We start from the raw sequence: 14,334 nt of genomic DNA on the forward strand, positions 1-14,334 counted from the left end.
ATTTTTTGATTATAGATAACACCGGTGGCAGGCAGTCTTGGCACGTGGAATCTTGAAACCAAGTGCGATAATTTTAGCCTGACATGTTAAAATAAAATGAGCAGCGTTGTTCGTGTTCTTCCTGTTAATTGTGAGGAGTCGCCCAACGTCGCTTGCTTTTTAGAATTGCGGTCGGTGAGCGCACGGTGTTGACCGGCCATGACTTTGCAGTGCTAACAATTGTGTATTGCCGCTAGATTCGGTAAAATAGTTAGCAGACTGTATAGATAGGACGAACAAAAATATGCAATTAGAATTTTTAGGTACCGGTGCCGGCTCACCGGGCAAATTTCGGAATGTCACTAGCACAGCATTACGACTATTAGATGAGCGAAATGAAGTCTGGTTGTTCGATGTCGGCGAAGGGACGCAACACCAGATTTTACGCACGACGTTAAAACCACGCAAAATTGCAAAAATATTTATTACCCATCTGCATGGCGACCATATCTTTGGCTTGCCGGGGTTATTGAGCTCGCGTTCTTTTCAAGGCGGGGACGAACCACTCACCATTTATGGGCCAGTCGGTGTCCGCGACTTCGTTCAAACGGCGTTGCGGGTCTCTGGCACCCATTTGTCATATCCATTGAAGTTTCATGAAATCACGAAAGCTGAGACAGTTTTTGAAGATACGACGTTCAAAGTAAGCTGCGAACCTCTGGATCATCGGATCGCTTGTTTTGGTTACCGGGTAGAAGAAGCGGACCACCCGGGTGAATTACAAGCCGATCGACTCAAAGCCCTGAACATTCCGAGTGGTCCCGTCTATGGTCAATTAAAAGCCGGCAAAACGGTGACGTTGCCTGATGGTCGGACAATTAATGGTCAAGATTACATCGCTGCGCCACAAAAGGGGCGGACGGTGACGATTCTCGGTGATACTCGGCGGACACCGCACGCGGTCAGCTTGGCACAGGATGCGGATGCTTTAGTTCATGAGAGCACGTTCGGAAAAGATGAAGGTAAGTTGGCACATAACTATTACCATTCAACGAGTACCCAAGCAGCCCAGGTGGCCCAACAGGCCGGTGTTAAGCAGCTATTGTTGACCCATATCTCGGCTCGGTACACGGGTAAGTTGAGTAAGGAACTACAAAAACAAGCACAGAAAGTCTTTAGTCACTCGAAAGTCGTTCGTGACTTTGATGTAATTGATATTCCATTACCTGAGAAAGGTTAGGTCAAGTAAATGACGAACTTAGTGGGTAAAACTGTTTTGGTTACTGGCGCGTCTAGTGGACTAGGCGAGCAACTAGCCCTAGCTGTGGCGAGTCAGGGAGCCAATGTCGTCTTAGCCGCCCGGCGGCGAGAACGGCTAACACAGGTTGCTGATCAATGTCGTCTGTTATCAAAAGGGCAGGCCGTGGCGATTACTTGTGACGTGGGTCACGTGGCGGACGTTGATCACGTCTTTACGACCATCGATGAGCTATTTGGTCAATTGGATGTGGTCATTAACGCTGCCGGTTTTGGCGATATGACCACGGTGATCACCATGGATGCGCCGGTGATGGCGAAAATGTTGCGCGTCAATACATTGGGAACCATGTATGTTAGCCAACTGGCTGCGCAACGGATGGTCAAGCAACATGCAGGTGAAATTGTCAACATCGCCTCGATGGCTGGCAAAATCGCAACACCTAAATCAGCCGTTTATGCGGCTAGTAAGGCGGCCATTATTGCTTATGATAATGCGTTGCGCTTAGAACTCAAGGATGCTCATGTCAACGTATTGACGGTCAATCCGGGTCCCATTAAAACGGACTTTTTCAAAATTGCGGATCCCACGGAGCACTATTTAGACCGGGTCGACCAGCTGGCATTGAACCCCGTTAAGTTTGCTGAATTGATTGTAAGCAAACTCGGGCATCAACGGCGCGAACTGAATCGGCCTTGGGTGATGTCTGCAGCTAATTTAGGTTATCAGCTGGCACCCAAGCTCGGGGATTGGCTGACGGGGACGGTTTTTAATTTTAAATAGGGGATGAATTTAATGAAGAATCAATGGCGGTTAGTGAGTGCACTAGTCATTGCACTAGTAGTGATTATTTTTGCAATTTTAAACGTAGAACCAGTTCGAATCAATTTTGGAATTACAGCAGTTCATTGGCCACTGATTTTGGTCATTGTGGTGACGTTGATCTTAGGTGTCATTACCGCAGTACTGATGGCGACGGTCAATGAATCTAAGGAACGGACAGCCCATAGTGAAGCTTTAGCAGCGGCCCAGGCTAAGATTGACAAGTTGACTGCCGAAAATAAGCAATTAACGTTGCGTTTGAATAATAAAGGTAAACAAAAACGAGCGGTGGCAGAACAACCAACCACGCCAGCAGATAAGTAAGTTGTTGAAAGGAAGGATGCCATGTTAGCGGCAAAGAAAAAGTGGGTGCCACGTTTAACAACGGCCGTTGATGAAGCCGATGTTGATAAGTTAGCTGAGGCGGCCAGCGTGACCCCCTTAGTTGCCCGGTTATTAATAATGCGGGGCATTAATACGGCGGAAGAAGCCGCCCCATTCCTGCACGCGGATCAACAACCATTGTTGGACCCAACGACCATGCACGATATGGAAAAAGCCGTTGACCGCATCCAAGAGGCGATTATTGCCGGGGATCAAATTACCATTTACGGTGATTATGATGCAGATGGTTTAACAAGTACGTCAATTATGTATGAAACGTTGGACCAAATTGGCGCTAACGTGAATTACTATATTCCAGATCGTTTCAAGGATGGTTATGGTCCTAATCAGGCCGCTTTTGACCGGCTGATTGCGGCTGGAACGAAGCTGTTTGTGACGGTGGACAACGGTGTCGCGGGAAATGCGGTCATCAATCAAGTGCAGGAACAGGGCATCGATGTCGTAGTGACCGATCATCATGAGTTACCGACTGAATTGCCGCACGCTTACGCCATTGTCCATCCACGACATCCAGAGGGCAGTTATCCATTTGGTGGTCTTTCTGGTGCCGGTGTGGCGTTTAAAGTAGCGACGGCGCTACTTGAGGAAGTACCCGAGGAACTATTAGATCTGGCTGCTATTGGAACGGTTGCTGATTTGGTCAGCTTAACTGGTGAAAATCGGACTTTGGTAACGCTCGGCCTGAAGGTCTTACAGCAGACGACCCGCCCAGGCTTGGCAGCACTGATTCAAGAAGCCGGACTGATTCCCGATAAATTGACCGAGACCAATATCGGGTTTGGTATTGCCCCTCGGCTAAACGCACTTGGCCGTCTGCAGTCGGCGCAGAGCGGTGTAGAATTATTGACAACTTTGGACGATGAGCGGGCGACCGCGCTGGCCAAGCAGGTCAATCAATTGAATGAAAAACGCCAAGGCTTGGTCAAGACAATCAGTGCCAGTGCAATCGAGCAAGCACAGACGCCGGAAAATGAGGCCCGCCAAACCTTAGTTATTACCGGGCATGGTTGGCACGAGGGTGTTTTGGGAATCGTCGCGAGCCACGTGGTCGAAACGACTGGCAAACCAACCCTAGTGTTAAATGAGGATGATGATGGCCGGCTCAAAGGTAGTGGTCGGAGCGTCGAAGCGTATAATTTATTTGCCGCAATCGACCCAGTTCGGGAGTCATTGGTGGCTTTTGGCGGTCATCATATGGCGGTTGGACTAACTGTCATGGCCGACCAGTTAGCAACGCTTAAAGAGGCGATGGAAGCGGCGGCGGTTAGTCAGCAATTAGCAGATAATGCGCAAGTCAGTTTACCAATTGACGGCACGTTACCATTAGCTGAGGCAACCTTGGCAACTCTGGCAGATATTCAAGCGTTGGCCCCCTTTGGAACGGATAACCCGGCACCGTTGTTTGAATTAGTTCCAACGACTGTTCCGCAAGCACGCGCGATCGGTAGTGATCAGCAACACTTGAAATTACAACTGGGTGATGGCACCAATACGATTGATGCTATCGGTTTTTCGATGGGTACTGCCTTGCCGGCTATTCAGGCGAGTCCCACCGATGTGACGTTAGTGGGTGAGTTGAGTGAAAATACTTGGAACGGTCAGACGAAGCCCCAAATCATGGTTAAGGATATTGCAGTGACGGGGACCCAGGTGATCGACGCCCGGACGCAACATCTTTCGGCCCATTTGTTTCAAGCACCGGGGGTTTACCTCTTTTTCCACCAGCGTCTGTTGAAAAAAGTTGAACAGTATTTAGGTTCCCAAGCGCAAGCCGTATGGGTGGGGGATACGAAAACGGATCTGACTGCCGTGACGGCTAATCAAGCGGTCTTCATTGTCGATTGTCCTGACACGCTGGCGGATATGACCCAGGTACTCAGCACAATTGCGCTCGATCAGCTGACGCTCTACTTATATCGGCAAGAATCGGTTTATTTAACGGGAATGCCAAATCGCGCGCAGTTTGCGAAACTTTTCCAGTTTACCGCAGCGCACCATGATGTTGATATTCATCATCAATTAACATTAGTGGCCAAGCATCTGCATATTGAACGAAATTTGCTTATTTTCATGATTCAGGTGTTTTTTGAGGTCGGATTTGTTAAAATAAATGATGGTGTCATGAATGGCGTTTCGAATCCGGCAAAAGCGGATTTACATCACGCCCCTAGTTATCAGCTGCGCGAACAACAAATCGTTGCTGAAGAAACGCTTTTATATAGTAAATCTGCAGCGCTCCAAGTATGGGTGAAGAACCAGGCTGCGGTTAAGAATTGAAGGAGCTGTTAAGAACAAATGGCATTAGATTTAAAAAAGTATGTGGCTAGTATTCCGGACTATCCCGAACCTGGAATCATTTTTCGCGATATTTCACCACTGATGGCTGACGGGGAAGCTTACCGTGAAGCGACTGATCAGATTGTGCAATTTGCGCGTGATAAACATGTTGATATGATTGTCGGGCCTGAAGCGCGCGGCTTTATCGTGGGTTGTCCAGTGGCCTATGAATTAGGCGTTGGTTTTGCACCTGCTCGTAAGAAGGGTAAGTTACCACGCGAAACGGTCAAAGCGACTTATGATTTGGAATACGGGCAGTCTGCACTTTATTTGCATAAAGATGCAATTAAGCCGGGACAAAATGTGCTAGTTACTGATGATTTATTAGCAACTGGTGGGACCATCTCAGCAACGATTCAAATGGTTGAAGAATTAGGCGGTAACGTGGTTGGGACGGCTTTCTTGGTCGAACTCAAAGAGTTGCACGGCCGCGATAAGATTAAAGATTATGATATGTTGAGCTTGATGCAATTTTAAAGCCAATATTAAAAGCTCCGAATGACGATTTATTAGTCATTCGGAGCTTTTTTGCTAACCCTTGTTTTGGTCGTTAGTTAGCTTGGATAGTCAGTGATTCTTTGGTAGCCAAGCCAAAAAGACTAACAATTGCATATTCTAATTATTGCCACTTTTCAATGAGTAGTTTAACCTGACGCTTGTCCGTTGACTGAGGATCAGGATCATTCTTTTCAGCATCGCCAAGCAATTTGATCAAATCTAAGCGCAACTGGTGCTCGCCTGCCGCTGAAAGGTTTAGGATCGCGTTACTGAAAAAAATGGCTGACTTGTCAGGTTGCTTGCGGGTCATCTCTTCCTGGTAGGCTTCGGTAAAGTCGTGGTTCAATAGCATGATCCATTGTAAAACTTGTTGGACATGGGCTTGAGTCCACGTACCGGAGATGTCAGTCAGATCAGTATCGAGACCATCAAGATCCTGTGGCGTCTCATGGGAGAGGTGGGCACTGGAATAGTAGTTTTCAGTTAGATTTTTAACCTGAACTTGATTAACGATGGTTAATAAGTCGGCATCCTGCATTTTGTTGATGGTGTAGTACAACTGATTGTTGGGAATTTTAGTTTGGGCCGAAATTTGCTTAGTTGTTAAACCAGTTTTAGATTTGGTGGCCTTTAAGATAGCGGCCACCTTGGGATCGGCCATTAACTTTGCAAACTGAGCCAGTGTGTTTTTGGACATGTTTTTCACCTCAATACTAGCTTAACCATTTGACAAATAGAAATCAAACGATTAAAGTTGCTTTATCATTTAAATTTATTTAAGCAATAAATAATATTAAATTGGAAGTGGCGTTATGAAAAATCTAGGCCGTAATCGAGCGTTTGTCACGTTAACAGTAGCTGATCTTTTTGAGACAATTGGTACCAGCCTATTTAACATTATTCTATTAACGTACGCGCGAACGTTTGCACAAGCAAATTTGATGGTTTCGCTAGTTTCGGTGGCTACTGTGCTTCCTGGTATTTTTGGTATGCTTACTGGTCGATTGGCAGACTCGCAAACCAATAAGCGGGGGTGGTTAGCAGGTTTGAAATTTGTTCAAGCGGCATTATATCTCGTGTTAGCGCAACTTATTACTGAAAAACAGGTCGGGTTGCTGTTGATTATTATTGTCATCAATTTGTGTTCAGACGTGTTGGGGATGTTGAGCGGCAGCCTCCGAATGCCATTATTACAAGCTAAAGTCGCGTCTGAGTTACAAGAAGAGGCCTTAGGGATCAACCAAGGTATCGGAGTGTTAATGCAGACGATGGGCCAAGCGTTGGGTGTCAGTCTATTGGCCGCAACGGGCGATTATCGTCTCGCGGGATATTTGAATGCAATCACGTTCTTGATTGCCGGTCTGGTGCTACTGTCCGGGTATGAAACGCTAAAATTACCTTCCGCAACTGTCACCGTGACGTCGACATTTCGTCAACTGCTACGACAAGTGCGACAAGCAATGGAAGCGGGGGTGCACATGAACGTCTTGGCGCTATTGGGGAGCGTCTTGTTCTTGAATGCGGTAGGTGCAAGCGTCGATGCACTATTGAATTTATACCTGATTCACCGGGCGACGCAGTTACCACTTTCATTCGGAGTCGCAATTCTTGTGATGAATACTGCTGACGTATTTGGATCGGTTGCAGGGAATTTGTTACATACAGGTTACTTTCAGAGGTGGACGTTTCGTGGTGTCATGTTAACTACCGTCGTGGCGTTTGAGGGTTTATTTATTAATCTGTTGTTTTGGCAAAACTATTGGATAGTGGTTACAATCATGATGATTGGGGGATTTTGTATGGGGCAAGCAAATCCTAAATTGATGGCGAGTTTATTGAAAGTGGCCGATCAAAGTATCGTTGGGAGTTTAGGCGGCATCATAAATTCATTGGCGACGATTTCGATTCCAATCGGCAGTGTTGGATTGGTCTTGTTGGATAATATCGTGAGCCCAGAAGCGGCTTATTTGACGGCCATGGGATTACTGTTAGCTTGTGGTGGTTGTCTGTTCATTCTCGCCGGTGACGAAAATTATAATTGTGTTATACAAACAGCTGCCACCATGCTAAAAACCGCTTGCCCAGATTACCGGCAGGCGGTTTCGTTAGTCTCGAATCAGTTAAGCATTGTCAGTGGTCAAGTCTTCGGTGATAAAACGAACTGCGGTACCATATGCGGCAACCGATTGCATATCCTGACTAATGGAGCCGGTGTCGAACCGCATCATCACAACGGCATCCGCACCCATGGCACTTGCATTATCGCGCAACCGATTGACCGCGACATCGCGCGATTCTTCGAGCATCTTGGTGTAATCCTTGATTTCGCCGCCAACTAGGCCCTTTAAGCCCGCCCCAATGTTACGGACCAGATTCTTAGATTGAGTGGTTAGCCCAAAGACTTCACCGATAACTTCATAGGGGTGCCCCGGAATATTTTCAGTGGTTGTGACCAGTAATTGTGTCATTGACTGAACCTCCTTTTAAAGATATTGTAATCATAGCATAATTCGTATTGAAATAGGCCAGCGGAGACTTTGATGAGTGGTCTGGTTTATAGGAAACGAAGGAGGCAAAATATGACAGCTTTAGAAAGCAGTTGGTTTGAAGAAGCGCAGCAATCCATGCACGGCTGGGACTTTAGTCATCTGGCTGGCCGGTGGCAGACTGCGGACTTACCGTGGGATTACGCTGCCCTAGTTCGTGAGCATCTAAGTGCCGATGATCGGTGGTTGGATATTGATACGGGCGGTGGTGAATTGATGGGGCGTTTTAACCATCAGCCAGCGCTGACTGCGGTGACTGAGGGGTGGCAACCAAATATTGAGTTGTTGAAGCAAACGGTGGTTAAAAAGGGGATAACATTATATCCAGATGCCGCCGAACAGTTGACGGCCGTACCAAATTCGACATTTGATATTGTAACGAATAGTCATGGTGCGATGCCAGTGAAGCGAATTGCGGAAGTTTTAAAGCTGGGGGGCCGACTTGTGATTCAGCAAGTTGGTGCGACCAATAATTATGCGTTGTCACGATTCTTTGATGAGCATTACGAACCGGCGTATCCTGACAATCAGTTGTTGACGGTAATGGCTCAAATGCAGGCTGCGGGATTTGAAATTCTGCGGGCTGAGCAAGCCTACGCGGCACTGAGTTTTACGGATATTGGCGCAATTGTCTATTATGCCACGGTGATTCCATGGGAGTTTCCGAATTTTGACGTGGCACGGATGCTTCCCAAATTACATCAGTTACAATCCTTACTGGCCATTAATGGTCGCGTCACGACGTTTGAAGACCGATTTATGATTATCGCTCGTAAACTGGCTCGTCGTGATTGAGGTTGCGAGGGGGCATATTAATCGGATTGGCACTTAACAAACGTAATCGGTTATGAATTGTAACTTAAACGTCGGATTTGAGTATTCAGAGCTTGTACCTAATTGCGCACTGCCTATAATAGGCGTTATTCCAATCGGTTATTTCATTGGAATCACGAGTTAGGGGGGAGCGTCATGCGGATACGTCGACCGGTTCGGTTTTATCGTTCATTTTGGTTTTGGTTAAGCGTGATTTTTCTATGGGTCTCAACTGCCGGTTTTCCGAAGACTTTAGTGACAGTGGGGGATGTACTGTGCTATGGCATTTTATTTTTACTATCATGCGTGGGTATTCTTGGTTCGTTCTTTGTTTTTGGTCAAGCCGCACGTGAACAGAAGTAATTGGGTATCCGTTGGCAAGGGCTGACGGATATTTTTTGTGGATTAGTGGGGAATGGTATTACTTGATTGATGTTGTTGATCATTATGATTATTTCAAGTGCCGATGTTTAATAAGGCATTGATGTGAATGAATTTGAATTGGCATTCAACAATTAAAGAAGCAGCTTTAGAACATGTTACTAAACCAATAGTATAGAAAACCTCTAGGTGGTTCAAGAAAGCGTTGATATTGAGTGCCAAAATTTTGGAGCAGGCAAGAGTAGCTCAAGTCTAAAACCTATTTTGTAATAGTAGTATCCATACCATTTCCAAACAGTATAGTAGGTAGCAAACCATGTTGATATTGACTTGTTTGATTTGAATTATATAAAAAACAAGAATCCCGACAAATCAATGCTTGTTGGGATTCTTGTTTTTACTGGCTGGTCTCTACTATTTTAATAAGGAGAGTACAGACTTTTAAGTGCACACTCGAATCATTGATATCAAGCCTTTTAGCGCCATCATTTTTGTTGAGTGCACCAAAAGTGCACCATGTTAGTTGACCTGAGAGAGGGCTTTTAAGGTCCGTTTGTCTTCCTGCCGTTGGTCTTCTTTAATCATATGAGCGTAAACGTTACGAGTGATGGAACTGTTCTTATGGCCTAACCGTTTGGAAATGTATTCCATCTTTACGCCACAGTAGAGCAGGTAGCTAGCGTGGGTGTGCCGTAACCCGTGAAAACTAATCCGTTTAATCCCCAATGAGTCGGAGTATTTTTTGAGCAGGTTATCACATGCTCCTGGAGAGGGAATACGACCACGTTTGTTCATGAAAACTAAATGATCTGGGTTGTCCAATTTAGCTGCCATCTGTAAAGCGTGTAGCGTCTTAAGATGATTTAAAAGATCGTCAGTTACGGTTATTGTCCGAATACTCGATTCGGTTTTAGTTTTCTTGAATTTTTGACCATAAACATAATCCCATGACTTATTAACGCGGATAGTCTTATTTTGCCAATCGATATCAGTCCAAGTGAGCGCAGAAACTTCGGCTACTCGCATACCAGTTAGTAGGCCGGTGTAGATCATTGATTTTCCAGTAGAAATTAGCTTGATATTTTTATTGACCTCAGCGGCTAGTGTTTGCATGTCTTTCGCGTCAAGGTATTTTAGTTGTGCTGGTTTACCGGAGTGGCCACCTAATTCAACATGTAAGCAGAAATCGGTCTTTATTAAATTATCAGCTACGGCATCGATAATTGCAGCATGAATGTGACCATGCAATTTTTCAACAGATGACTTGCTATGATATGGTTGATTATCTGTCAGTTGTCGCTGTGCACGTTGCTTGGCATTACCGTGCACAAATTCATTGATAAATTGTTGATAACGCAGCCTTGTCATTGACGACAGTTGAACGTTGGGTAGTAACTCAGCAATTTGGCGAAGAGTATATCGATATTCTTGTTCTGTAATTCGGGAAACTTTGCCAAATTTATAGGTTTCTAACCATTTCTCGTAGTAATCTGTAAAGACTGTCGTTGTATCGGTTTTTCCTATGGATTGGTCAAACTTAGCTTGTTCCAATTTAGTTGCCCACTGTTCAGCTTCTTTTTTACGAGAAAAGCCACTCTTGTTTTTAAAGTGCCGTTTGCCAAATTCATCATAGTAACTAACGCGAACGGCCCATTTGCCATTTTTCTTTTTAATACTTGCCATTTATATTTCCTCCTTAAATTTCACCTAGGCGGGTAGAATTTTAAGGACTTACAGGCATCACCTCCTTAGTTGTGATAATATTATGTATGTAAAAAGAGCGGAGCAATCCACTGGCTTTTATTGGTAGCACATCTTACTTCTTGGCGGGAGGGGATGTGCTTTTTAGTTTAATTAGATTGAAACTTTGACCAAATTTTCAAAATCTTCTTAACTTCAGCTGGTGCAGTTTGATAATCAAAGCGATTTGCATCAAACATAAAGTATATTGCACCAAAATTAAATGTTCTATCATAGAAACCAGTGTGAAGTATATACATACCATTTTCTCTAAGATATTTGTAAACAGGAGCCATGTGTTTATCAGTGTTTCCCGTATCATTAAGCTTTGGAAAGGTGGCATCTGTCATAATGCCATGCACTTCCATGTAATCTAAAACTTCTTCTTTTGTTTGAAGTATTTCGTCAGGATCAAAATATGTCATATTAATCACCCCCAAACAAGTCAGCTTTTAATGACATCAGTATTTGGTCAACGCGAGCGGCAGGAGTCGAACCTGCATAGTAGTTGTTAAGAGTGGGAGACTCTATTTTGGAGTGTACATGTTCTACCGTTGAACTACGCTCGCATGTTGCCCGCTAGGATGGTAGTGGGCGAGGTTACTATTTTCGCTTGTGATTCCAGTAAACTAACATGACGACTAGCGCTATGAAGCAAATGATGCCAATTGCAATGGTAAAGTCGAACACGTGTGTGCTGTACGTTCCTACATACAATTCCATAGTTTTTACCCCGATTAAAATATATTTATACTAGTTCTACTTAGCATGTTTATACCCGGCTAAGCCGATAAAATATAATATCGCGATTGGCACCCAAATCACCATAACAATTGCTTGTGAAGGAATCCAGGTTGCCAGGATAAATAGTACGGCTAATATTGGCAAAAAGATGTGGCCTAGTGTTCCTAATATCTTCCAGAGCACCAGAAAGATGACGATCATTATTAGTAGTCCCATTTACGAAACCTCCGTCATTGAATGTTATTATCAAATAATTGGATATTGAAACCATACTCTTTCTTTCCAGACTTAATTCTAAGGTTTTTGGTAAAATCTGTTTCGTTTTCCTCTTGCTGTATTTCCTTTTCAACGTCCCAATCTTCGTCAAAATCGAATTCTTCTTCTTTTTCCTCAGCAATCTTATATTTACCACCAGTTAGTGTGTAGTTTATTTTTAGCGCGATGCTTCCATTGTTTTGTTTCGTTATTATTTCACTTATATCTTTAGTGCTTCCGGCAGGAACATGTCCTAACATATATTCACCATCGTCAAGCGTAGCAATGACTTTGATTGCATTTTTATCATATTTATTATTTGGGTCTGTTCTAAATTCTATCGCGCTTATCAATCCTACAAGGTCTGTTTCATACACTTCTTCGTAAGGTGAGAATTCTTTGATGTCTGCATCGGTATATCCATCGTAAGGGTCAAACAAATCATTTTTACGTGCGTAAGAGACCATTTTTGCTAGGTCATAGTGGGTGGTACCACGTACTTTAAAATGAAATATTTCTTGTCGTGAAGCTTTATCGGTGGCCTCTTTTCTCTTTTTAGCCAGTTCTTCAAGATGACGTTTTTGGTCTAGTTCTTGTTGGAGGCGCTTCTTATTAGCTTCTTCATTCTCTCTACGAGAATCTGACAAAGACTTTTCACCAATAGATGATAAATAAGTATCACCAACAGAATTATCCATATGAAAAGCTACGTCCGCCGCAGAGGAAAGGTTTTCGATTAATATTTCTGGTTCAGAGTTTGAAAGACAATTTTTGCATACTTTTTCTCCAGTATCGACGGTAAAATACTTTGCAAAGAAGCCAATCTTATTTTTACAAAGCACACATTTTGACATATTACATTCCTCCAAATTCCCCAGCTTTTACCGACATCCGTATCTGGTCTGTAAGTTAACTTCTAGTTACTAACATTAGTGCGGAAGGCGTTAACGACATCATCTTCTAATCGTTTGGGTATACCAAAATTTTCCATAAACGGCATGACACTATTGTCAGCATACGTATCAACTTCGCTTAAATAAATTGGAATAAGTATTTTCAATGCTTCTAAATTAGCCATGCGCTCGTATTTAGATTTATTGCTAAAACTAGAAAAATATAATATTCCTTCATCATGGTTGATAACGTGGCCTAATTCATGTGCCATTTGAAAGGCGATTTCAGACGGATTGTGCCATTTTAGGTTAATTAGAACGATGTTATTTTCCGGTTTGGCTGACGACGGAGTGTATGCATCTAGTTTGTCTGTTAAGATGCAAGATATTCCATGATCCCAAGCATACTGCATTAAACGCTTGATGTAGATATTCAAATATTATCAGTCCTTCCCACCGTTTAAGATGCGTTTGATGTACTCCATATCTTCAGGAGGGATAGGCTTACCCTGATAGGTCATAATATAGTCGTCATCTGTAATATCAACTTGTTTGGGCTTCATTGAAGTAGAATTGTCATCCGTTTTGCCTAATAAGTAATCAACAGAAACATTTAAAACATCGGCTACGGAAGCCAAAGCTTTAGGGCTTGGATTACGTTTTTTCCACTGATACATATAATTTGCGCTTATCCCGGCTTTACGTTCAACCTCAGCAATTGAATATCCACGTTCTTTCGAAATTGTTTTTATCCTGTCAAACAGCGTCATGGTAGAGTTCCTCCAATGATTGGCAAGACAATTCTACAACATGTATAAAAAATAGTTGTAAAAATCTAAAACATGTTGTAGAATTATCTTTGTTAAGAAATATTGTTAACAAATTAGCAAAACTAAAAGAGCTTATTAATCATCTTGGCGGGCGATAAATAAGAGCTTTGCAGCTATTTCGTTATGTCTATATATTAAGACATGTTATAGACTTTTGCAATATCTTTCTTAATAAATATTAAAAGGAGGCAAACTGATGTTTATTCGTATGGAAACAAACAATAAAGCAGAAGCGATTAAATCGTGGCTGGCAAATCATCGCCAGTTAGAAAGTCAAGGGACTATCGCTGATCATTTCAAAAAATCAATCACTTTTGTAAATCTTGCGTTGAATAAAAAGATAACAACAAACGGTGCAGAGCGATTAGTTAATGAAGTGTATGACTACCTTGTTAAAAAATACAAAATCTAAGGAGGACTAGCAATGAATCAAATTACACCATTTAATTTTGAAGGCCATCAAGTACGTACCATTGAACGTGAAAACATTATTTGGTTTGCAATGCCAGATATTTCTAAGTCATTAGGGCTTTCAAATTCAAGCGTTGCTATCAAGTCTTTAGACAATGATGAGGTAACTAAGTTTAACTTAGGGGGCTTATCTGGAAATACAAACTTCATCAGTGAACCTGGGCTTTACAAGTTAATCGGAGCTAGTCGGAAACCAGAAGCAAAACGATTTAACCGTTGGGTAACTCATGACGTGCTCCCGTCCATCCGCAAGAATGGCGTTTACATGACTGACCAGACAGCCTACGACATTACGCACGACAAGGACGCGTTAGGCGACTTGCTATTGAAGGCAGGCAGCCAGCTCAAACAAAAGGACTTAG

Annotated in this window: 17 protein-coding genes, 1 tRNA gene and 1 pseudogene; 10 read left to right on the forward strand and 9 right to left on the reverse strand. The window is 43.4% G+C overall.

The window, feature by feature from the left end; translation table 11 throughout:
• Positions 1-283: 283 nt before the first annotated feature.
• Genes rnz through MMY95_RS11220 form a run of 5 tightly spaced genes read left to right on the forward strand, consistent with a single transcriptional unit; the run spans position 284 to position 5,278 of the window.
• A complete protein-coding gene (rnz, locus tag MMY95_RS11200) occupies positions 284-1,219 on the forward strand; it encodes a ribonuclease Z (protein ID WP_003645644.1) in 936 nt (311 codons plus the stop codon).
• Between the two features lie 9 nt (positions 1,220-1,228).
• Entirely contained in the window at positions 1,229-2,020 is a 792-nt protein-coding gene (locus MMY95_RS11205) for an SDR family NAD(P)-dependent oxidoreductase (RefSeq protein WP_087509059.1), read from the forward strand.
• Positions 2,021-2,032: 12 nt separating this feature from the next.
• Complete coding sequence (locus MMY95_RS11210) at positions 2,033-2,383, forward strand: LapA family protein (RefSeq protein ID WP_003644563.1); 351 nt, start codon at positions 2,033-2,035, stop codon at positions 2,381-2,383.
• Positions 2,384-2,404: 21 nt separating this feature from the next.
• On the forward strand, positions 2,405-4,741 hold the full coding sequence (recJ, locus tag MMY95_RS11215; RefSeq protein ID WP_003645643.1) for a single-stranded-DNA-specific exonuclease RecJ: 2,337 nt from the start codon (positions 2,405-2,407) through the stop codon (positions 4,739-4,741).
• Positions 4,742-4,759: 18 nt separating this feature from the next.
• On the forward strand, positions 4,760-5,278 hold the full coding sequence (locus MMY95_RS11220; protein ID WP_003640768.1) for an adenine phosphoribosyltransferase: 519 nt from the start codon (positions 4,760-4,762) through the stop codon (positions 5,276-5,278).
• Between the two features lie 142 nt (positions 5,279-5,420).
• Here MMY95_RS11220 and MMY95_RS11225 read toward each other — a convergent pair whose 3' ends face one another.
• Positions 5,421-5,996 carry a helix-turn-helix domain-containing protein gene (locus MMY95_RS11225; protein ID WP_045351400.1) on the reverse strand — a complete coding sequence of 192 codons (576 nt, stop codon included), beginning with the start codon at positions 5,994-5,996 and terminating at the stop codon, positions 5,421-5,423.
• 115 nt (positions 5,997-6,111) lie between these two features.
• Here MMY95_RS11225 and MMY95_RS11230 point away from each other — a divergent pair.
• A pseudogene (locus MMY95_RS11230) lies at positions 6,112-7,203 on the forward strand (MFS transporter); the annotation flags it as partial.
• Between the two features lie 216 nt (positions 7,204-7,419).
• Here MMY95_RS11230 and MMY95_RS11235 read toward each other — a convergent pair.
• On the reverse strand, positions 7,420-7,767 hold the full coding sequence (locus MMY95_RS11235) for a heavy metal-binding domain-containing protein (protein ID WP_003640765.1): 348 nt from the start codon (positions 7,765-7,767) through the stop codon (positions 7,420-7,422).
• Between the two features lie 111 nt (positions 7,768-7,878).
• On the opposite strand from MMY95_RS11235, the gene MMY95_RS11240 reads away from it, so the two are divergent.
• Both MMY95_RS11240 and MMY95_RS11245 read left to right on the forward strand, forming a co-directional pair.
• The gene (locus MMY95_RS11240) at positions 7,879-8,640 is read left to right on the forward strand and encodes a methyltransferase (RefSeq protein ID WP_003645641.1); all 762 of its coding nucleotides are present in this window, start codon (positions 7,879-7,881) and stop codon (positions 8,638-8,640) included.
• Between the two features lie 174 nt (positions 8,641-8,814).
• Positions 8,815-9,021, forward strand: coding sequence for a hypothetical protein (locus MMY95_RS11245; RefSeq protein WP_003640763.1), 207 nt, complete (start codon positions 8,815-8,817; stop codon positions 9,019-9,021).
• 537 nt (positions 9,022-9,558) lie between these two features.
• On the opposite strand, the gene MMY95_RS11250 is transcribed toward MMY95_RS11245, so the two are convergent.
• The 7 genes from MMY95_RS11250 to MMY95_RS11280 all read right to left on the reverse strand — a co-directional run bounded on the left by MMY95_RS11250 (position 9,559) and on the right by MMY95_RS11280 (position 13,441).
• On the reverse strand, positions 9,559-10,722 hold the full coding sequence (locus MMY95_RS11250; protein ID WP_016510998.1) for a site-specific integrase: 1,164 nt from the start codon (positions 10,720-10,722) through the stop codon (positions 9,559-9,561).
• 167 nt (positions 10,723-10,889) lie between these two features.
• Positions 10,890-11,204: a hypothetical protein gene (locus MMY95_RS11255; RefSeq protein WP_087509054.1), complete on the reverse strand. Its 315-nt coding sequence runs from the start codon at positions 11,202-11,204 to the stop codon at positions 10,890-10,892.
• Between the two features lie 51 nt (positions 11,205-11,255).
• A tRNA-Trp gene (locus MMY95_RS11260) sits at positions 11,256-11,348 on the reverse strand.
• 190 nt (positions 11,349-11,538) lie between these two features.
• Complete coding sequence (locus MMY95_RS11265) at positions 11,539-11,739, reverse strand: hypothetical protein (RefSeq protein ID WP_022638735.1); 201 nt, start codon at positions 11,737-11,739, stop codon at positions 11,539-11,541.
• Positions 11,740-11,753: 14 nt separating this feature from the next.
• Positions 11,754-12,632, reverse strand: a complete 879-nt coding sequence (locus MMY95_RS11270) for an HIRAN domain-containing protein (protein WP_241277647.1) — start codon at positions 12,630-12,632, stop codon at positions 11,754-11,756.
• A gap of 62 nt (positions 12,633-12,694) precedes the next feature.
• Positions 12,695-13,084 (reverse strand): ImmA/IrrE family metallo-endopeptidase, encoded by a 390-nt coding sequence (locus MMY95_RS11275; RefSeq protein WP_003641360.1) that lies wholly within the window; start codon positions 13,082-13,084, stop codon positions 12,695-12,697.
• A 30-nt stretch (positions 13,085-13,114) separates the two neighbouring features.
• Positions 13,115-13,441, reverse strand: coding sequence for a helix-turn-helix transcriptional regulator (locus MMY95_RS11280; protein ID WP_003641361.1), 327 nt, complete (start codon positions 13,439-13,441; stop codon positions 13,115-13,117).
• Between the two features lie 256 nt (positions 13,442-13,697).
• Between MMY95_RS11280 and MMY95_RS11285 the strand changes: the two genes are divergently transcribed.
• Together MMY95_RS11285 and MMY95_RS11290 are read left to right on the forward strand one after the other, a co-directional pair.
• Positions 13,698-13,913 (forward strand): hypothetical protein, encoded by a 216-nt coding sequence (locus tag MMY95_RS11285; protein ID WP_003644552.1) that lies wholly within the window; start codon positions 13,698-13,700, stop codon positions 13,911-13,913.
• A gap of 12 nt (positions 13,914-13,925) precedes the next feature.
• The coding region (locus MMY95_RS11290) for a BRO family protein (protein WP_277602009.1) at positions 13,926-14,334 on the forward strand (409 nt) is incomplete at its 3' end.

This window comes from Lactiplantibacillus sp. ME-2, from assembly GCF_022549155.1.
Taxonomy (GTDB): domain Bacteria; phylum Bacillota; class Bacilli; order Lactobacillales; family Lactobacillaceae; genus Lactiplantibacillus; species Lactiplantibacillus plantarum.